The 21,277-nt window shown below is 41.0% G+C and carries 15 protein-coding genes, 1 tRNA gene and 2 pseudogenes; 9 read left to right on the top strand and 9 right to left on the bottom strand.

The genetic code is table 11. The features are described 5' to 3' along the window. Positions 1–418 precede the first annotated feature (418 nt). From R7044_RS22645 to R7044_RS22635, 3 genes are all read right to left on the bottom strand, one after another. Complete coding sequence (locus R7044_RS22645) at positions 419–721, bottom strand: hypothetical protein (protein WP_005375707.1); 303 nt, start codon at positions 719–721, stop codon at positions 419–421. A gap of 205 nt (positions 722–926) precedes the next feature. Continuing rightward, complete coding sequence (locus tag R7044_RS22640; RefSeq protein WP_005375705.1) at positions 927–1,865, bottom strand: alpha/beta hydrolase; 939 nt, start codon at positions 1,863–1,865, stop codon at positions 927–929. Positions 1,866–1,937: 72 nt separating this feature from the next. Then, positions 1,938–2,852, bottom strand: coding sequence for an alpha/beta hydrolase (locus R7044_RS22635; RefSeq protein ID WP_017821078.1), 915 nt, complete (start codon positions 2,850–2,852; stop codon positions 1,938–1,940). A 128-nt stretch (positions 2,853–2,980) separates the two neighbouring features. On the opposite strand from R7044_RS22635, the gene R7044_RS22630 reads away from it, so the two are divergent. Further along, positions 2,981–3,910 carry a LysR family transcriptional regulator gene (locus tag R7044_RS22630; protein ID WP_017821079.1) on the top strand — a complete coding sequence of 310 codons (930 nt, stop codon included), beginning with the start codon at positions 2,981–2,983 and terminating at the stop codon, positions 3,908–3,910. 69 nt (positions 3,911–3,979) lie between these two features. On the opposite strand, the gene R7044_RS22625 is transcribed toward R7044_RS22630, so the two are convergent. Further along, the gene (locus R7044_RS22625) at positions 3,980–5,173 is read right to left on the bottom strand and encodes an acetate/propionate family kinase (RefSeq protein ID WP_017821080.1); all 1,194 of its coding nucleotides are present in this window, start codon (positions 5,171–5,173) and stop codon (positions 3,980–3,982) included. A gap of 468 nt (positions 5,174–5,641) precedes the next feature. On the opposite strand from R7044_RS22625, the gene R7044_RS28635 reads away from it, so the two are divergent. Both R7044_RS28635 and R7044_RS28630 read left to right on the top strand, forming a co-directional pair. After that, complete coding sequence (locus tag R7044_RS28635; protein WP_224721257.1) at positions 5,642–5,872, top strand: hypothetical protein; 231 nt, start codon at positions 5,642–5,644, stop codon at positions 5,870–5,872. A 71-nt stretch (positions 5,873–5,943) separates the two neighbouring features. Then, positions 5,944–6,192: pseudogene (locus R7044_RS28630) on the top strand (EAL domain-containing protein); the annotation flags it as partial. Between the two features lie 72 nt (positions 6,193–6,264). On the opposite strand, the gene R7044_RS22615 reads toward R7044_RS28630, so the two are convergent. Beyond that, positions 6,265–8,196, bottom strand: coding sequence for a DEAD/DEAH box helicase (locus R7044_RS22615; RefSeq protein WP_005375680.1), 1,932 nt, complete (start codon positions 8,194–8,196; stop codon positions 6,265–6,267). 413 nt (positions 8,197–8,609) lie between these two features. On the opposite strand from R7044_RS22615, the gene rnb reads away from it, so the two are divergent. After that, entirely contained in the window at positions 8,610–10,613 is a 2,004-nt protein-coding gene (gene rnb, locus R7044_RS22610) for an exoribonuclease II (RefSeq protein ID WP_225455817.1), read from the top strand. 71 nt (positions 10,614–10,684) lie between these two features. After that, positions 10,685–11,494 carry a helix-turn-helix domain-containing protein gene (locus tag R7044_RS22605; RefSeq protein WP_225455816.1) on the top strand — a complete coding sequence of 270 codons (810 nt, stop codon included), beginning with the start codon at positions 10,685–10,687 and terminating at the stop codon, positions 11,492–11,494. A 33-nt stretch (positions 11,495–11,527) separates the two neighbouring features. Here R7044_RS22605 and R7044_RS22600 read toward each other — a convergent pair whose 3' ends face one another. Then, on the bottom strand, positions 11,528–11,881 hold the full coding sequence (locus R7044_RS22600; protein ID WP_017635751.1) for a DUF3024 domain-containing protein: 354 nt from the start codon (positions 11,879–11,881) through the stop codon (positions 11,528–11,530). A gap of 266 nt (positions 11,882–12,147) precedes the next feature. On the opposite strand from R7044_RS22600, the gene R7044_RS22595 reads away from it, so the two are divergent. After that, positions 12,148–12,972: a phosphate ABC transporter substrate-binding protein gene (locus R7044_RS22595; protein ID WP_017635752.1), complete on the top strand. Its 825-nt coding sequence runs from the start codon at positions 12,148–12,150 to the stop codon at positions 12,970–12,972. Positions 12,973–13,035: 63 nt separating this feature from the next. On the opposite strand, the gene R7044_RS22590 is transcribed toward R7044_RS22595, so the two are convergent. Next, positions 13,036–13,716 carry a MaoC family dehydratase gene (locus R7044_RS22590; RefSeq protein ID WP_005375670.1) on the bottom strand — a complete coding sequence of 227 codons (681 nt, stop codon included), beginning with the start codon at positions 13,714–13,716 and terminating at the stop codon, positions 13,036–13,038. A gap of 329 nt (positions 13,717–14,045) precedes the next feature. Between R7044_RS22590 and R7044_RS22585 the strand changes: the two genes are divergently transcribed. Then, positions 14,046–14,136, top strand: a tRNA-Ser gene (locus R7044_RS22585). Positions 14,137–14,661: 525 nt separating this feature from the next. Here the strand turns inward: R7044_RS22585 and R7044_RS28625 are convergent. Further along, positions 14,662–15,693: pseudogene (locus R7044_RS28625) on the bottom strand (recombinase family protein); the annotation flags it as partial. Positions 15,694–16,176: 483 nt separating this feature from the next. Beyond that, a complete protein-coding gene (locus R7044_RS22580; RefSeq protein WP_213906673.1) occupies positions 16,177–16,449 on the bottom strand; it encodes a hypothetical protein in 273 nt (90 codons plus the stop codon). 1,582 nt (positions 16,450–18,031) lie between these two features. Here R7044_RS22580 and drt3a point away from each other — a divergent pair. Both drt3a and drt3b read left to right on the top strand, forming a co-directional pair. After that, a complete protein-coding gene (drt3a, locus tag R7044_RS22575; protein WP_213876091.1) occupies positions 18,032–19,267 on the top strand; it encodes an antiviral reverse transcriptase Drt3a in 1,236 nt (411 codons plus the stop codon). Beyond that, complete coding sequence (drt3b, locus tag R7044_RS22570) at positions 19,267–21,252, top strand: antiviral reverse transcriptase Drt3b (RefSeq protein WP_213876089.1); 1,986 nt, start codon at positions 19,267–19,269, stop codon at positions 21,250–21,252. Before drt3a ends, drt3b begins: the two co-directional genes overlap by 1 nt. Positions 21,253–21,277 lie beyond the last annotated feature (25 nt).

Raw genomic sequence — 21,277 nt, 5'->3', positions numbered from 1 at the left:
ATTATTTTGGTTTTCATTTTTCCCTCAGCCGGTCAACACATTATTCTGCACGGCATCTAGAAAAATAACGCGCAGGAAATTCTCCATATATTTTGCGAAACATAGCAATTAAGCTATTCATAGTCGAGGTAACCCAAAGAAAATGATAGACCGCTCCAGCTAGAGCCTTTCTTTTCAATAATTTTCTGCGGATATCCACCATGCAGAAGTTTGTACTTTACTCATTGTAAACGACTAATCATGGCCTCTTAAGGCAACATTAGAAAACCAACCGTATTCACAATCCATAACTCCATAACTCATAGTTACACCGATGTATATCTAAGTGAGCTGAAGCTTCATTGCCCATCCAGTGCCCTTTGCATTTTTATAGCAAGGTAGCCAAGCACCATTTTATTACGGACCATTGCTGCCTGCGCTAATGCTTTTGTTTTGTATCGTAACTGATTTGCTTACTGACGTTCTTTAGTTGCACTCCTACCTTATTAAATGCCTTTTGAATAGTTGTGGAAACATGCTGGCGGCCCTCTCCTTCAAAAAAGTTAGCTCGATCTTGCTTCGTTTCGAATACACAGACTATTTCTAAACTTTGTGGAAAAGAAGAGAATTTGACGGTATGAGTCACCCAAAGAAAGCCATCGTAGCCTTTTAGCGTATCTTCACAAACTTCGGTCAACACTTCTCTAATTAGATTCTCGACCTTCTTATCTGATTTGCGCATGAATTAAACTGCCTTCCTATCTAACGCCTTTAATTAGGTCTCAGTCTACATTGTCTTAAACAGTATTTGGCAGTGGTATTTAGTCAATAGCCTGTAGATGAGGTTATTCGCACGAAGATTTACCGACCTACTCGCTTCGAACTACATCTTACGCTGTTAAAAATAAGCGCTTTGCAACTCTACAAAACGCTTCTAACTTATTAGATTATTTTAAGTGTGTTTCAAGGAATGCAGAAACCTTGTCCATTGCAATGCCGACTGCTTCTGGATGGTCATACAGTTCATAGTGAGACCAATTTTCCAAATTAACCAGCTGTCGGTCTTTTGATTGAACAGAGCGGCCATAAATTTCCTGCCCATCACGATAAGCACCAAACGCCCCGACTTTTTGCCCTACCACGGCCATAACAGGCTGAGTCAATAACGTTTCGGCAAATGCAAAGGCATCCCAGCTCAGTGTTTTCTGTGCATGTGAAAACAGCATACGAGTTGCACCACCTTCGGTTTGTCCACGTGATGTTTTGTAGTATTCAGTAGCTTCGAACACGTCTCGTTCTGTTAATCCATTTTCTTTTGCAAATTCAATATTTGGAGGAAGAAGTTCATCGATTTTCAGCTCTGAGCCGCGAGCTTCGGCTGTTCTCTGTGCAGCCATAGCTTCAAGATTGGCGATAGGGTCGTACATACTAAAGCCTTCACGGAACAAGCGGCCTAAGTTAACAGGCGTAATACCTACGACAGCTTTCAAGCGCTTTTCGGTTAGGGCTGAATTGATCATGTAACCACCACCGCCGCAGATACCGAGTCCACCAATTCTATTCTCATCGACATATGGTAAAGTTACTGCATAGTCGATAACGCGACTGATATCTTCAACACGTTGACTTGGGTCTTCTACGTAGCGAGGCAATCCTCCCGATTCTCCTTGGAAGCTCGCGTCAAATGCGATCACGACGTAACCTAACTCAGCAAGGGCTTTACCATAGACAGCGCTGGATGTTTGTTCTTTACAACTACCAAAAGGATGAACGCTTATCATTGTTGGGTAGCGTTTCGATTCATTGAAGCCTTCTGGAAATAAAATTAATGCAGACATATCCCAAGCCATATCAGCATTTCTAAAAGTGATTTTTTGCATATTCATAATCAATACCTTAAGAGTAAAAAGCCTTGAGAGCAGAAAGGCTCGAAGCAATTGAGCCTTTCATCGGGAATATTAAAGAGTGCGTTGGAAGAAAGATGCGAGTTGGGATACTGCGTCATCGACGTATTCGGCAACATCATAAAGCGACATATGGTTTGCACCATCAATGGCATACAAGGTTTTATCTGAACTCGCTGCACGTTCTATCAGGTCATCACTCATCCATTTGCTGCCTGCGTCACTACCAACGACAGCAAGAATTGGCTGAGTTAGGAATGCTTCCGCTTTGTGGTACGCATCGTAAGTAATGATCTGGTTTAAGTTACGAGTTAGAGCAAAACCCGGCGCATTTGGATGTTCACAACGTGGTGTGTGGTAATACTCCCAAGCTTCGCGTAGCTCTGCATTTGAGGCATCTTCTTCACGCATCGGAGCTAGAGGAATAGTCGCGAATTCTGTACCATTCGTGTCGGTTGTGCGAGCATTCGAACCAAATTCTAAGTAACCAACAGCGTCAGCATCGTTAACCGAATTATCCCAACCATTACGGAACATTTGGCCAATGTTTACGGCACTAACCATACCCAGTGCTTTGATTCGACGATCATTGATCGCTGCATTTGCACTATAGCCCGCACCAGCACAAATCCCCATTGCGCCAATTTTATCGTTATCGACGTACTCTAACGTTGTCAGATAGTCGACGACTGCGCTCACGTCTTCAGTACTCGTGTAAGGGTTTTCCATTTGGCGAGGCTCACCTGTACTTTCACCTTGATACGAACGGTCAAACGCAATGGCAATTATGCCGCTTTTTGCAAGTTTACTCGCATATAGGCCTGCGGTTTGCTCTTTTACGCCACCACCTGGGTGTGAAACAACAACCGCCGCATATTGTTTACTTGCATCAAAATCTGTAGGGAAGTTGATAACCGCTGAAATCTCAATACCTTGACCATTGAGATTTTTGAAAGTGACTTTAGACATAGCGACATTCTCCATTAGAGGTTAACTGTTCATCTCAGGCTGACCTAAGCTTCGAGGTAATATTAGTCAACACACTGTTTCGGATAAATATCGTTTTATCTACATGACTGTTTAGTTATACTTAACAAATGAGAATAGAACCTTCTTTAATTTCATCACTGACGTGGTTTGCACATATTGCTCGCCATCGCAGTTTCACTAAAGCAGCCTTAGAAATGGGGGTAACCCGTGCTGCCTTATCACAACACCTAAAAGCGTTAGAACAACAGCTACAAGTTCGGTTAATTAATCGAACCACCAGAAGTATGTCGCTGACGGAAGAAGGCCAACGTCTGCTTGATATTTTGCAACCTTCATTGGTGAACATTGAGCAGGTCGTTAACGAATTGAACGACTCTCATCTTGAGCCTTCGGGATTAATCCGTATCAGTGTATCAAGAACCGCTGCTCGGCTGCTTATTGAGCCCTATCTAGGTGAGTTCCTCTCTCGTTATCCTAAAATACGCCTAGAGCTAATCATGGATGATGGGTTTTCTAACATCGTCGCAGAAGGCGTTGACGCTGGCATTCGCTTAGGATTAAGCTTAGATGAACATATGGTTGCGATCCCTATTACTCCGCCGTTAACAACGGCAATAGTGAGCTCTCCTGAATACTTTAGGCAAAATGGACTACCTCAAACTCCTGAGGATTTAGAAGATCACAATTGCCTTGCTTATCGTTTTACCTCTAGCGGAACAATTGATCATTGGTCGCTAACCTCTCCAGATGTTGCAAAGCGCACCCTCGTTTTCGAGCCTAAAGGCAATGCTATTTTTAATGATGACTATAGTATGTTACAAGCTGCAATACAGGGTGTGGGTTTAGTGAAGCATATTGATTTATGGGTGGAAAAGCACATAAATGAGGGAAGATTGACCCGAGTTCTGACACCTTGGTGCAAAGAGTTTCCAGGGTTTTATTTGTATATACCTTCACGAGAGCATATGCCGAAAAAAATCCGCGTCTTGATGGATTTTTTAATCGAAAAGCGCGAAGCTCTGAAACCCAAAGAGTAATTGTCAAATTGCTTTAAGTAAAAAAAGCGAGCACGAGGCTCGCTTTTAACTTTCTGTTTTCGTTATATATTACAATAGCTCAACCGATTGTTTGGCTATCACAAATTCCTCGTTAGTAGGAATAACAAGAGCTTTGGCACCTAACAACTCAGATGTTGCAATAACACCTGCGTTACCAAATCTTGCATCTTCGTTACCTTTCTGATCTTCAACAAAACCTAACAGTTTTAGGTTTTTCAAGATTTCACGACGAATTGGTAGTGAGTTTTCACCAATACCACCAGTGAAGATGATGCCGTCTAATGAATCCAGAGCCGCGAGGTAGGATGTAATGTATTTCGCAACGCGGTAAGTGAAGATCTCAAATGCCAACTTCGCACGTGAATTCCCCGCTTCCATTGCTTCTAGTACGCCACGAGCATCACTTGTCACACCAGATACACCTAAGAAACCTGACTTCTTGTTCATCATCTCGAACACTTCGTCTTTTTCCCAGCCTTTACGGAAAAGGAACTCGATAACACTTGGGTCGAGGTCACCACAGCGAGTGCCCATCATTAGGCCAGCTAACGGCGTCAAACCCATACTTGTATCAACACATTCGCCATTTTTAACCGCACTCACTGATGCACCGTTACCTAAGTGCACAGTGATAAAGCTGCTTTCTTCAACCGGCTTATCTAGCATTTTCGCTGCTTCACGGCTTACGTAGTAGTGGCTTGTGCCATGAGCACCGTAACGACGCACTTTATGCTCTTCGTAAAGCTCGTAAGGAAGTGCGTACATAAAGGCTTTGGCTGGCATTGTTTGGTGGAAAGCAGTGTCGAATACAGCAAATTGAGGCAGTGAAGGGAACGCCGCCATTGCCGCTCTCATGCCTTCAGCGTTCGCTTTGTTATGAAGTGGTGCAAGTTCAGCAAGGCGCTCTACTTCTTGAATAACTGTTTCATCAACTTTCACAGTTCCTTTAAAGGTTTCACCGCCTGCGACAATGCGATGGCCTACAGCGACAAATTTTGAGCTCAAACCTAGAGTTTCGAGTAGTTTTACCACTCGCTCAACAGCGTACTGATGATGGTTACCGCCAGCTGGAATTGCTTCAACGGTTTTTTCTCCCTGATATTTCCAACTGATTTCAGCTTCAGGTAGGCCAAAACACTCACCAATACCTGATACCAAAGCTTCACCGGTTTCAGAATCAATAACAGCAAATTTTAATGAAGAGCTACCAGAGTTGATCACCAGTACAAACGAATTAGACATGAAATAGTTATCCTGTTGTAGAGCAGAGGTTGTAATAGCGCTTGTGCGCTGCGTACTTCTTGTTTGCCCCTCTATTATTCAATAATTTTTTAATCTTTCAACAATCTTTTAGTAAAAGCGATTTGATTGAACAAATTTTGTTGATCTGTAGCAAGTTTTGATTTTATTTGAAGACTAAAAAATATCACTTGTTAAACATAATTTATGAATAGGTCAATTTGTACAAAGTCAGATATATAAGCTACGTTGTTTATTGGGTGAACAAAAATAACAAACCAATCAATAAATCGGGGTAATAATGTGCCCACTATTGCATTTCTATTAGTGATCTTAGGTTTGATTTTGCTCTGCTGGGGATGGTAGATGACAAAAAACATCTGCTCGAAAACTGACGTAACCGGGTGGACTTTCCTATTATTGTTAATCAGCTGTTTCATTTTTGCTTATGCCGTTTTTTTGCACGCTATCATGCAAAAACCTATTACTTCTCTCTTAGAAACGGGGGTTTCTCTTATACTTTTTGGCGGCAGTATCTTTGTCGTGCTGGTGATTAAGTGGAGCAACGATTCGATATTAAAGCTTCATACTGTTGCTGAAAGAGAGAAGCGCAATGCCGTCCATGACGCTCTTACTGGGCTCCCTTATCGTAAATACTACTTTGAGTCTATCGAAGACATGACACAACCTGAAGGCCAATGACTGATTCAAATTATGAGATAACCTCAAAAACGTCGAAAGATTGATAATACGTTTCAAGGTAAGCTGGTTAATTTCTTTTCACAGCAAGCCGCACTGAAGGCTCCCGCTCTATCGTTGAGAACACGATTGCGCTAGCACATGGATTAGGGTATTCGGTCGTAGCAGAAGGCGTTCAAGACATGGACACACTGCATTTTTTGAGAAGTCGAGGCTGTGACATCATTCAGGGTTACTTGTTCTGTCCTGCCCTGCCCTTAGACGAAGTAATAAGTTGGGTAAACAAACACGATGAAAAGCAAAACCGTATTAGACGCGCATAAAAAAGCCGAGCGCTTTGCTCGGCTTTCAATTCTTTGTGTAGCAACTTAAACCGTCGCTTTAATCACTCGTGATTATGCGTCTGTACGACGGCCACGACCGTGACCACGTTCACCACGATGTGCACCACGGTGATCACCACCACGGTTGCGATCGAAACGACGTTCGCCACCTTCGCGATTGCCATCGCGGTTGCCGTCACGGTTACCGCGGAAGCCACCTTCGCGACGACCGCCTTCACGACGATCACCACCACGATTGCCGCCTTCGCGGTTGCCACGGTAACCACCGCCATCACGACGACCACCATCGCGACGACCACCGTCACGGCGACCACCACGAGACTCGCGGAAATCATCGAAGTCACATACTACAGCACCAACATCTTGTTGACGGATACGTAGTTTGCTTAGCTTGTTCGCCGCGTCTGAAGTCATTGCTTTAGGTAGCTGTACGAATGTGTGACCTTGAGCTAGTTTGATCGCACCGATAGAACCTTTACCTAGACCTAGTTCGTTTGCTAGAGCGCCAACGATGTCTTTAACTTGAACGCCTTGCTCACGACCAACTTGAAGCTGGTAAGTATCCCAGTCTTGGTTGTTGAAGTTACGACCGCCGTCGCGACCACCTTCACGGCGCTCTTTACGACGTTGCTTGTCACGCTCAATTGCTTCAACCATTGGGTCTTCGCCAATATAGAACAGAGGACGTTTGCCTTGCTGACGCTTAAGAAGCATAGCAGCAAGTGTTGCAGGGTCGATGTCTAGAGAAGTCTGTAGTTTCTCTACCAACTCAGCAAATTTGTCTAGTGCTTTGTGCTCTTTCTCTGCTTCAAGCTCAGCGCCTAGCTTAGCTAGACGAGCTTCAGCAACTTGGTCACGTAGAGGAAGTTGGATTTCTTCCATAGATGACTTAGTTACACGCTCGATAGTGCGAAGCATACGAATTTGGTTAGTGCGAACTAGAAGGATCGCTTTACCCTTACGTCCAGCACGGCCAGTACGACCGATACGGTGGATGTATGACTCAACATCAAATGGGATGTCGTAGTTGAATACGTGCGTAATACGTGGAACGTCAAGACCACGAGCTACAACATCAGTTGCAACTAGGATGTCAATAACACCTTGTTTGATGTGATCAACAGTACGTTCACGTAGAGACTGAGGAATGTCACCGTGCAGTGCAGCTGCTTTGAAGCCACGTGCAGATAGCCAGTCAGCCAGACGCTCAGTATCTTGACGAGTACGTACGAATACGATTGACGCGTCAGTTTCTTCAGTTTCAAGAAGACGAGACATCGCTTCATCTTTCTCTACACCTTTCACTACCCAGAACTGTTGTTGAACTTTGTCTACAGTGTGGTTTTTACCAGCAACGTCAACCGTTACAGGGTCACGAAGGAAACGTTCAACGATCTTCTTCAGCATTGGAGGCATAGTTGCAGAAAACAGAACGCGTTGTGCTGACTCTGGAGCGTGCTCCATGATCGCAGTTACGTCATCTACGAAACCCATGTTTAGCATTTCGTCTGCTTCATCAAGAACGAAAGTACTAACTTCGTCTAGGTGTAGACGTTCGCGATTGATAAGATCTTGAACACGGCCTGGAGTACCGACAACTACATGAGCGCCACTTTTAAGAGCACGCATTTGGTCGACAATAGATGCGCCACCGTAAATCTCTAGAACTTTCAAACCTTTGATATTTTTACCAAGGTTTTTCATTTCCGCTGCAACCTGAATTGCCAGCTCACGAGTCGGAGCAAGTACAATCGCTTGCGGTTTGCGTTGGTTTAGATCGAGTTTGTTGAGAAGAGGCAGAGAGAACGCTGCTGTTTTACCTGTACCTGTTTGAGCTTTACCCAGCGCGTCAGCACCTTCCAATAGGTGTGGGATTGCCGCAGCCTGAATTGGAGTTGGTGACACGAAACCCATTCCGTCTAGAGCAGAAAGGATAGAATCATTCAGAGATAAATCACTGAATTGAATAACAGAATCTTGCATTGGGATCCTACTTAATTAAACAAAAAAACAGTCCCATATGCTCTTCCAATTCGATACTGATCCATCCAGATACTGATTCCATTCAGACGGGAACACAGCACAGTACACAACCGCGATAAGCCATTAGGGACGACTAAGGGAGGCGGATTATTCCTTAAAAGCATAAAAAAATCCAGAAAAAATTGAATTACATCACAATTTATTCTCAACAATGGTATTTTTAGCATATTTTTCCACCAGCCCTACCATTCCCCGTAGATTCGCGTAACTCACAGATGAGAATTTCATCAATATTTAAGCCAATTTCTCGTGGTTAAATTGGCAAAATTCACGGCGAAATTACGCTCCACAGGTAGTAATAATAGCTCGCAATGATTATAGTGTGCCCAACTCCATAGGTAATTTAAGAAAAGATGTTTCAAGATAACCCACTACTCGCTCAGCTTAAGCAGCAAATCCAAGAAAACCTGCCTAAAAAAGAAGGCTCAATAAAAGCCACAGATAAAGGCTTTGGCTTTTTGGAAGTGGACAGTAAGACGAGCTTCTTCATCCCGCCTGCGTACATGAAAAAGTGCATGCACGGTGACAAAGTCGTCGCCATTATCCGCACCGAAAATGAACGCGAAGTTGCAGAGCCACAAGAGCTGCTAGAACAAGCCGTGACTCGCTTTATTGGTCGAGTAAAAATGTTCAAAGGCAAGCTCAACGTAGCACCTGATCACCCACAGCTTAAAAAGCTGTCTCTTAAAGCGAAACTAAAGAAAGGTCTTAAACCTGACGAGTTCGCCGAAGGTGATTGGGTTGTCGCACATCTTATTCGCCACCCTCTAAAAGGCGATAACTCTTTCTTCGTAGAAATTTCTGAAAAAATCACTGACGCGAATGATAAAATTGCGCCTTGGTGGGTAACGCTTGCTCAAAACGATCTACCAAACTCTGAGCCATCAGGCATCGATAACTGGGAACTGAAAGACGACGCGGAGCTAGAACGCGTAGACATGACTCATGTTCCATTCGTCACTATCGACGGTGAATCGACTAAAGATATGGACGATGCGCTGTACGCGAAGAAAACCGTATCTGGCGATTTCGAACTCACCATCGCTATTGCGGACCCAACCGCCTACATCACACCTGAAGATGAAATGGATAAAGTAGCACGTGAGCGTGGCTATACTATTTATCTTCCAGGCCGCAACATCCCGATGTTACCTCGTGATTTAGCGGACAACCTATGCTCTCTGATTGAAGGTGAAACCCGCCCTGCTATTTGCTGTACCGTAACGGTAAGTAAAGATGGTGTGATTGGCGACAATATTAAATTCTTCGCGGCAAACATCAAATCACATGCACGCCTAGCATACGATCACGTGTCTGATTGGTTAGAAAACGGCTGCTCTGAAGCATGGACGCCATCTGAAGAGATCGCGACCATCGTTCGTGATCTTTATGAGTTCTCTCTTGCTCGCGCTGAATGGCGTGAGAAAAACGCAGTGGTCTTCCCTGATCGTCCTGACTACCGTTTTGAGCTCAGTGAAGATAACGATGTAATCGCTATCCACGCAGACATGCGCCGCAGTGCAAACCGCCTTGTTGAAGAATCCATGATTACCGCAAACATCTGTGCAGGTCGTACATTACGCGATAAATTTGAAACAGGTGTCTTCAATACGCATGCAGGTATCAAGAACGAGAAGATTGAAGAAGTGGTTCAACTTGTCAATCCAGAAGGCCAGTTGGAGTTCACAGCGGAGTCTATTGCTACACTAGAGGGCTTTGCAGCATTGCGCCGCTGGTTGGCTGCTCAAGAAACGTCTTACCTAGATAACCGTATTCGTAAGTTCCAAGCATACAGTGAAGTGGGTAATCAGCCTCTACCTCATTACGCAATGGGTTTAGACATCTATGCAACTTGGACATCACCAATTCGTAAATACGGTGATATGATCAACCACCGTATGTTGAAGGCCGTCATCCTTGGTAAAGAACCTGTACAAAAACCAGATGACCAAGTAGGCGAAGAGCTAGCTCTACATCGTAAACATCATAAAATCGCTGAGCGAAATGTCTCAGATTGGCTATATGCACGCACGCTTGCTGATGAGCCGAGTAAGAAAACTTGTTTCACAGGTGAGATTTTCGATATTAATCGTGCAGGCGCACGTGTCCGACTTCTCGAAAATGGCGCAGCAGCCTTTATTCCTGGTGCACTAATTCTTGATAATAAAGAAAGAATTGAGTGCAATGGCGACAACGGTACCATCTCTATCGATAAAGAGGTCGTATACAAACTTGGGGATACATTGGAAATTGTCCTTACGGACGTAAACCAAGAAAACCGCAGTTTAGTTGCAAAGCCAACCCAGGTATTCGCTGAACAACCAGCAGCACAAACAGAACAGACTGTAAGTGAATAATACCGAATGAAGTTAAAAGGCGCTCTATTGAGCGCCTTTTTTATTTGTTATGTAAAACGATAAGAACGAGTATGCCGAACATTGAGATCATTCGCTTTAATCACTTCACTGCGCGCAAAAGTGAGCGTTACACTGCAACACATAATGGGTTATATATTGTTGAAGAAGGTGCCCTATTAGTTCATCAACCTAATGGTGAGCAATTTGAACTTAAAGCCGGAGATTTCACACTCTATAACTCCGCAGATCTGAGCAGTGCAGAAGCCGTCTCTAATGACGGAGGCTTTAAAGCATTGGCTTTAGTCTTCAACCCAAATATATTCTGTGACTTTAAGAAAGCGCACCCGATGCTACGTTCCAAAACGGAAGAAAGGCGCTTCTATCCTTTTTCAACGCAATCCAGTAGCGAAGTAGCACAATTGAAGGACATGTTGGTTAAGTTAGCGAGTCGCAACGCTCCAGACTACACACAAAGCCATATCGCAATGGCATTGCTGTCGTTGATGGTTGAGGTAGAGCCAAACATCCTATCTATCATAGATGATGCAAGTAGCCTGAGCGACTCTCAAAAAGCCATTAAGTACATTGAGGGTAATATTGAAAAAGACATCACGCTAGAAGGCTTAGCGGCTCATATGAGCATGTCCATCGCGACCTTAAAACGTCGCCTCGCCGCAGATGATCTTTCGTTTTCTCAGATATTAAAGGTGAAACGGATAAACTTCGCAGCAACCCAACTGCGCAAGTCAGAAAAATCAATAACAGAAATAGCGTTTGAGTCTGGTTTTAAAAGTGCAGCGCATTTCAGTACAGCATTTAAATCAGTTTACAACATGACCCCCAAAGACTTTAGAAACCAAGTCGTTAAGCCTAAAGTATAAATCATGTCGGCATTCGCATCCGTTGGGCTCACCCTATTCCCAAAAACACGCTTGAGGATCACGCTCCAATTCGTTGAGTAAGTCCTCAAGCATTCGGCTAAATGGAAGTGGCTTATAAGGCACCCACCTTAACAGCTCGTTGTGATATGTGGGAACATAGAAATACCAAAGTTGGTTGTCCTCATCAAACATGATCTTCGCGACGGGAGAAGTATACTCGCTATGCTGGGAGTCGAGGAGAAAATGCGCCCGATGAAGCTCAACGCCATTTTCTACTAGCTCATAGAGGCACTTGCCCTGTTCGACAGGCAAGTTAGCATTACGCGCAGAGCAGAGCGATTGAACTGATTTGTATAAACGACTTGTCGCCATTTGGGACACTGACATCAACGTTCTCCCGATGGATGATAGTTAGAGCTGTCGATCCTAGTATATAACCTTTACATCATCACCGATGGTAGTTATCTACCTAACTCAAGTATAAGATAGCTATATTATCATTTGCCCAGATTATCATCTCAATCCACTTGGAAACGCTAGCTCCATCACCTCTTGACTAGAAACAATTCCCCTGTTTAGCGCTAACAGTTCACAAAAGTGTAACCTGAACGCAATATCATAAACTCTGCTTTATCCCGTATATGGAGTTTAATATGTTACGTTTTACTGTGGCGACGTTATTGGCCATAGCAGTCTCCCTCCCTACCATTGCAAAAGAAATCAACATCTCAGGGTCAACGTCGGTTGCTCGCGTGATGGATGTACTTGCTGAGGAATACAACAAAACACACCCAGACGATTACGTTGCTGTTCAGGGCATTGGTTCGAGTGCTGGTATCACCATGGTCAATAAAGGAGTAGCCGAAATAGGCATGAGCTCTCGCTATCTGACTGAAAGCGAAAAAGGTGAAGATCTCAATGTATACCCTATCGCTTATGATGGCCTCGCTGTTGTTGTAAACCGTACCAACTCTGTAGAAAACCTTTCTCAGCAACAGCTGTTTGATATTTACAAAGGTAAGATTAAGAATTGGAAAGAGGTCGGGGGCGCAGATCAGCCTATCGCGGTGGTTACTAGAGAAGCGTCTTCAGGTTCACGTTACAGCTTCGAAAGCTTGCTGGGACTGACCAAAATCGTTAATGATCGCCTTGTCTCGGATATCAGCCCAAACAACTTGGTTGTAAACAGCAACAGCATGGTAAAAACCATTGTTAACCATAACACTCGCGCCATTGGTTTTATCTCTGTAGGGTCAGTAGATCGCTCGATCAAGGCGATTCAGTTAGATGGTATTGACCCAACCTCGACAAACATTAGCAATCATAAGTACAAGTTGGCGCGACCATTCCTAGTGCTATACAAAGTAGATAAGATTAGCGATGCAGGTAAAGGTTTTATCGCTTTCCTTCGTTCAGAGCAGGGACAAAAAGCGATTGCAGATTACGGTTATACGCCAGTAAAAAACTTTAATCAGTAAAAATGAAAAAGAGAGCACCTTGATGCTCTCTTTTACTATGTCGTGTTCTATCCGGTTTCGGAATTAGAAATGCAGTTGAATTACAGAGACCACAACCGCACCAGGTCGACGAATACCTTCAATTTCCACTTTAATTTCGCGCTCTATCTCCAAACCTTTTTTGATTGGCGTTACTTTTGTTAACGTGCTGACTGCACGAACATTATTGCCTGCTTTGACAGGGTAAGGGAAACGGACTTGGTTTAAACCCAAGTTAACTACCATTTTAGCTGTTGGGAACATTGGCTTGTCTGGATCGACTGAATCCGTCAGTTTAGGCAGCAATGCTAATGTTAAAAAGCCATGAGCGATAGTTGTCTTAAATGGAGATTCAGTTGAAGCACGCTCTGGATCAGTATGAATCCATTGCATGTCTTCCGTTACCGCACCAAATTGGTTAATACGTTCTTGAGACACATGAACCCAATCACCAGTGTGAATAACTTCGCCAATTTTTTCACTTAACTCGTCATAAAGCTTTTGAGCCTCAGGTGCCATTACGATCGGTGCAGGTTGAGGTGCAACTTCTTCGTTGACGGCTGGCTGCTGGTGATCACGAACTTTTGAGAAAAGAAAGCTATTTTGAGCTTTCCCCAAAAAGTCACTCCAATAATCGCGTAACGTTGGAGACATCCAATTCATAAACTCGGATTGATGAGCAGAAATCGCATCAACTTTGTCTTTAAATAGATTTGTGACCTTCATAAACACCCTTAAGAATTCTAAGCACAACTGGCTATACCAGTTAATTTTGAATTAGTTCACAAAGTCTTGCAAATACTTTCGGGCGAACACATGTACCCTAAAAGCATGTTATGTCTTATATATCAGCAAGATAACAATAAAACACCATTTTATTGACGTGCGCCAATATAAAGTAAAAACTCTATAAATTGGTACTTTTTGTCCCTTTTTCACTCCGTTTTCAAACTGTCCAACATCAGATCAGTGATCATAAAACAAGCAAACAGTACTTCTATTATAATTCAGCACTTTACAAGTCGGACTATGCTCCTTATTATACCGCCCACAACGGAGAGATGGCTGAGTGGTTGAAAGCACCGGTCTTGAAAACCGGCATACGTTAATAGCGTATCTAGGGTTCAAATCCCTATCTCTCCGCCACTTTGTGACGAAAACGGGAACCGAGAATTCGGTTCCCGTTTTTGCGTTTGCAATCAAGTATAGAACGGCCATGTTAGAGCCTTCAAATATCAACTTTTTTGCGCCCTCTACCACCTTCACACTCGTGACTGTTGAAAGCATTAATTGCTTAATCTTCTCAACGTCAGCGTCCATCAGGTATTCCTGCACTGCAACTGCAAAGTCTTGCAGCCTAGCATCACCGAAGTTCTTAACGGGAAAGTTAATTCTAACCGACAACCGAGCCAACTCGTGTTCTAAAGCATCTATTTGAGCGGAGATTTCAGACAGATTTTTGTTTATTCGTTCGTCTGGAGCTAATTCTCCGTCTGCGACCATCATGATTAGACGGGAGTAACGTGTTTCCAAATTGCTTTTTCTTTTGGATAGTCTGCTTTTGTCACTCACCAGTGTTCTATTAGCATCCTTGATACGGAGCCTTGTACGAGTATGGATTTTTTTCAAGTGATCTTCTTTGAGCAATTCACCAATGAACTTTTGCTTTACAACACGTTCGACAATATCGCGCCGAATTCTTTTAGAGGTACATGTGTCTGGCGCGTGTCTAACTTGTTTGCTGCACTGATAATAGCTGTACTTGCCACTTTTACCGCTTGTAACTACCATACTTCCGCCACATACTTGGCACTTCAACAACCCAGTTAATAGACAATGTGACCTAAGCCTTCTTGACTCAGCAGAGAAGATATCTCTTGACTTCAAACCATCCTGTACATTATCGAATTGATTCCTGTCTATAATGGCGGGTATTTTTACTATAATTGGTTCCCTTCCTCCCGAGTTATAAACGAAATCTCCGATATAGGCGGTATTTCTCAATAATCTAGATACAGAATTTCTATTCCATTTAGTCCCTCTTCGATATTGTAGTTTCTTGTTCAACATCTCGGCAATACTCTTAACTCCAAGTGGTTTTCCATTAACTCCTTTTTCAGACAAACTAAATATCTGTTTGACTAGATCGGCCTCTTCTTCAAAAATTTGCAGTTTTTTCCGACACTTAGACGTTACGCCGGAGACAGTAATTGAACAATAACCGTAAGGAACAGGGCCGCCTGTGAAGTAACCTTTTCGAGCGGTGTCTCGGAGTCGATCAGTTACAACCTTTCCATTTTGTATACTATAGTGCTCGTTCATTAACCCTAGAAGAGAAACCATTATAAAGTTGTCTTCTTGATTAGTGGGCAAAGCTTCTGTAGCAGATACCAACGTTATTCCTTTTTTCTCTAATAGTTTTTTAGCTTCTAACTGTCGTAACAAATTTCTACTAAATCTCGAAAGGGAATAAACTATCAATCTATCTGCTTTCACAATGTCATTCTCAAGCTCATGCAACATCAATTCAAACTGATTTCTTTTCCCTTTGAACGCGCTGACACCATCATCTGTATACCACCTTAATATATTGCCACCTTTTGCTTGCACCCAATCTATTATCGACTGCCGTTGTCCATCTATAGAGTCTCCAAGTTCTTTTTGGTTATATGACGATACTCTTAAATATGCTACACAGTTCATTCTAAGTCTCCTTTCTAGCCTTTGATAAATGTATAATCGCCGCACTAATTGAACCATACGTCGTTACTCATAGCCTTCATCCTGCGACGGTTAATAGAACACCCCCAAATACAGTATATTTTATTAAGCTATTCAAACGTTAAATGAGGAAATAAAAATTCAAGATTGTAAAGTGGTAGAGTATTTGGAAGATTTACAAAAGCAGTTACTTTATAAAAGCCCACTTTATCGCTATTAAATAAATTAACAAAGTGCCTTCAGAATATGACTAAACCTCAACGAAACAAAATAAAAACGACACTGGGTTACCACAAGAAAAATACGTTAAATTTAAACCTTAAAATAGATGGTACAACTTTAATATAATAGAAAACTTATGTGACAAGACAATAATCGCTTCAGTTATACTTAACGATTTCAATCCATAGTTGCGGTTTCTGTACTAACTTTCTTTCGTTATTGCTACTCACCCGCCTATCTCCTTTACCATGGAACAGCTAAAGCCCTTATGTGTTGTGCGATCAGCATCGCCTTATCGGGGTTGTCCGTAAGGTAATCTAAGGGGGTCTGGCTATAGAACGGGGCATTATAATTAGCCTTTCTCATAAAACCGCTTTGATTAGAAGGATTGTCAAATACCACCATAAGCATATCTCGGATATGCTCTAAATCTCCCAAATCAACTTTGACTGTGATAACACGAACATGCCTGTCACTTGCTCCCCATGATGACAAAATAACCTGTTTTCTACACATACTAAGTCCTTATTTTCCTATATAGGAAAAATAGCGTCTCAACGTGCACCATTTAGCTATATAAGAAAATGTAAAAGCAATAACAACACGAACGAGGTAGCCTGCAAGTTAATGTTGAAATACAACTATACAATGGTGGACGTATTTGAAACCTCATAAAATCGTTGTTCTTCAATCAGTGTCGAATAGTTGACTTACATTCAACACACCAAAACTTGAGCAATTATCATGACGACAAAAATTACCTTCTGACATAATCATCTTTATAAACCCGTCAATAAAATCATCTGGGATCATATCAGTGTTAACCTCGAAATAAACAAGATCATTTTCGAATCTTAAATCTTTAATCGATTTTGACATAATGACATCTCTGTGACGACCGATAGTACTATTTAATAAAGTACAAAGTAGGTTAGATATCAAACATGTTCTTTTGACAGAGTATAAGCTCAGTTAGCGGTAGTATTATAATGACCAAGTGTGAGCTTCAATATGCTAATCGAAAAACTTAACTTTCAACGCAATGATATAAGAATATTAATCGATTATTGCAGCTCACTATTTTACCACACTCAATTATTCTATTAATTTCAAAAGTTCATTATATTGCCACAAAAAACAAGAATACTTAACTTTTATATAACCTGTAGATATATTAAGAGTAGTTTGCGTTCAAATAAATCTATAGGAAACCGTTAAGAATAGTTACTCTAAACCCATTAGATCTAGTCCAGATCTCAACTTTTCTTGTGTTCTCGCTCTCCCATCCAGCAAGAACTCGTACAACAAAAGCTTCAAAAGTGTATGACCATGCACTTTTTGAGTTAACTACTGCTGTTCACCAAGACCAACAGCTTGCAGTTCAACCAAACTAATAAGAAGAAGCTCTTAAGTATGTCTTAGATCACAGAAAATTTTGTACTAACTCTATACTGTTGTGCGTTTAAGTCTCGTTTTATCATATGGTTAGCTAATGTTTGACAACGGTAAACTAAGCCTTTGGGATGTGTTCAATAACCTATCCATCGGACTAACAACACTTTTAGTCTCCGCGTATCCGGTTTTTTTGTACATTGATTTCGATAAGGTAAAAACGTTTGAGCTGCTTTCAAAGTTCACAACTGTCCTTGTTATTTTACTACCTGTTCTTTTACTTCTACTCGGGATGTTTGTCGATGCCCTATCAAATAGGCTTTGTAACATTCAGAATTCTTTTTATCGAATCAATAGAAGAATCCCTAGAGATCAACCTGAAATAAAGGCAAGAGTTAGAAAGGTCGTCCCAGAAGACATATCAGAAAAAACTATGTTTCGTTACTGTAAAGCTTATGTTCTGCAAAACTGCAACAATACAAATGTAGATATCTTTCTAGCTAGATTTGGTTTCTATAGAAACTTTTCTTTTATTCTATTTGTTGTTTCATTTGTTATCTACATTCCGTCTTCTTCACTTATTCTTTCTCTCGCAATTTTTTTCGTTTCTAGAGAGTTAATGAAGAGGTCATTTCACTTTCATTGCCACTTGGAGTCAGAGGTTTATTACAATTATCTAGTAGCTAAGATTGAGAGGAACTCTTAAATGTTAGATCAATCAATTAGTAAAGCAAATATTAAAAACTTGTCAACAAATACTTGGTATAAGAGGAATTCATCAAAAGATTTTGATACGTTCTTTGAGGAAAGTTTTGAAAGATTGGAGGCAAAGCTGTCAAGGGATAGTTACTCTTTCAGCAACTTTAAACTGTTTAACCTAATGGACAAAGATACATACGATTTTACTTGCCCAGAAGACGAAATTGTATGTAAAAAGCTCAATGATAATATTCGTCGACTTTTCAAGATTTCTACCTCAGATAGGCATTCTATTGTTAAGCAGGTAATTTCTCTACTAAAAGACACTCAACCAATTAAAGTTTTAAGGCTAGATATTAAGGAATTCTATGAGTCAATAGATAGAGAAAAAACTCTGGACTACGTAATTAATGAGTGGCTACTTTCTCACCAGAATAGGTGTATTTTGAAGTGTTGGGATAAGAGCTTGACTAGCTTAAATATTGAAGGTTTACCGCGAGGTATGTCTTTAAGTTCAACTCTATCTGAAATACGAATTCGTCCATTTGACCGTGAGGTAAAGAAACTTTCCAGTGTATATTATTATGCAAGATTTGTTGATGACATACTGATTATGTTCACGGGAGATTCAGACGAGCTAATTTCAAATTTGAAAGAGATACTCCATAAAAACTCTCCTGAGTTGAGTTTTAATCATAAGACAAAGCTGATCAATCTAAATAGCGGAGAACAAGCAAACTCTAAACTTGACTACTTGGGCTATGAAATAGAGAGTTGTGGAATTGTAAATCAGAAGAACAAGCATAGACAAAGGAATGTAAATGTCAGGATTAGCAATAAGAAAATAAACAAAATCAAACATCGAGTCAGACGCTCGTTTTCCTCCTATGCTAGCAATAGAAACTACAAATTACTTATATCTCGTTTGAAGTTCTTAACAGGAAACCAATATATAATCGGTGACATAGATAGGACAAGGCTGAAATCAGGAATATATTACAACTATCCGTTAATTAATGACCATAGTCAGGTTAAGGAACTTGATAATTACTATCACAAACTTATAAACACAAGCCACGGCAAGGTCAAGAATGCCATTAGTCACATTGAGAGCTTTGATAGTAAAACTGGCGGCAGTAGGTTAAATCAGGTCAAAAAGCTTTCATTTTATTTTGGTTTTAAGCATAGAGTTATGAATTCTTTCAATCGTAAAGAAAGCAGAAACATCAAAAGGTGTTGGTAATGTCAAAAGTAAAAATAGATAAACATGATCATCTCAGGGTCATGTTGACCGATACTCTACCCTATGAAGTGCCTATCACTTTCCTTAATGAGGGGGCCTACTTTTATCTCAGAAGTCAAGATGAAAAAAGCAAGTATTTTCAGAAAGTTGACCCTAGCGTTAAGAAGTTCATTGATAAGTTTTTCTGTCTAGAAGGTTACACTTCTCCTTATAATTATAGGATTAGCAAAAACTCTAAGAGCAAACGACTACTATCCGTACCCCACCCATCGATACAGAGAAGAATCACAAAGCTCTATGGCGAGTACGACTCTTTAATTACTGAACTGTGTAGTAGAAGTCCTATAAGCCTTAGAGCACCAAATAAGGTAGCTTCACGCTACTATGAAAAAGAACTCGCGTCATTCTCCATGTTGGATAAGGAGAGCGGTGTCGAGACTGAAAAAGATGCATTTGAAAAGACTTCCGTTTACGCAAGCTCCTATTTTACTTATAAAAAGTACAATTTCCTGTATAAATATTATGATTCATATGAATCTCACAGAATAGAAAAAAAGTTTGACCACCTCACAAAATTTGATATTTCGAAGTGTTTTCACAATATCTACACTCCAACTTTTAATTGGGCTGTTAAAGGAAAGGATTTTGCAAAAAAACACTCTGACTACTTCTCATTTGACCTACAGTTTAGGAGCCTAATGGAAGATTCAAACGAGTTGGAGTCCAGTGGAATTTTAGTCGGGCCAGAATTTTCTAGAATATATGCCGAAGTCATACTTCAAAACTTAGATATTAATATAATTGCACGACTAAAAGATGAGCACAATCTATATTTTGAGTCTGACTATACGATCAGAAGATACGTAGATGATTATTTTCTATACACAAAGTGTTTATCAACTTCATCTATCATAATGGATGTGGTTATTGATGAATTAGAGAAATATAAACTCTTTATCAATGAATCTAAAACCGAACACTATGATGTACCATTTATCACTGGATTAACCATTGCTAAAATGGACTGTAAGAAGCTTGTAGCAGAGTACTTTGAACTGATAGTCGACAATAAATCTGAGGTCGAAGACATAAAATTCATATCATCTATAAATCCCTCTAGAAAAGCCAACTTATTTATCCGAGACTTAAAGAGATTAGTAAAAGTTAACTCTGTTACTTATGAAGGGCTTACGGGCTACGCTTTGGGTGAAATTAGAAGAAAGCTGTTTAGGATTATAGAAGATGAACGAGTAACCAAAGCGATTGACGATAAAGAAACCGACCGAGTTACAAAGTTATGTCTATTCGCATTGGAGGTGTCCTTTTTTATCTATAGTATGGATATTAGGGTAAGGACTACTTATATAATCACTCAGCTTGTTGTTGCACTCAACGGCTTGACCGAGCGAGCTTCTGTTGAATTTAAAGATGTGGTTAGGAAGAAAATTTATGATGAGTCTATTCTACTTTTAAGTAAAATGAAGGATAAGGGTAAAGCTAATAGTATTGAAACACTGAACCTTCTCATCTCCATAAAAACAAACTTCCAAGACTACCCAATTAAGCAGAGCACTTTGCTAGACTTATTTGGTATCAAGCAAGTAGGCGAAGAAGTAATTGAACAAGGCAAAAAACCCCTCGGTTACTTCCAAATAATGGTGCTGTCTTGGTTTAACGGAAACAATCACGTTGAAGTAACCAAGTTTTTGCAAGATGAAGTTATTCGAAAACTTAATGAGTGTGATTCAGACTCAATAGCGCAGTCAACGGAACTGACCTGTTTGATTTTCGATAGTTTTAGTAACCCCTACTTCTCTGATGACTTCAAATACCATTTGATCGAGATGTTAGCTGAGCGGCTTCAAATAACACCGTCGAAGAAGAAAGTTGTAGAGTTTTTGAAAGCTAGGGAGTGGTTTTTTACATGGAAAGAGAACAACTTAGCTCAAGTTTTGATGAAAAAGGAATTGCGCAGTCCATACTAGTAAGTTACTGTACTCTAGTACGGGT

Source organism: Vibrio sp. 1402, from assembly GCF_033340275.1.
This window is presented reverse-complemented; position numbering and strand designations above follow the sequence as displayed.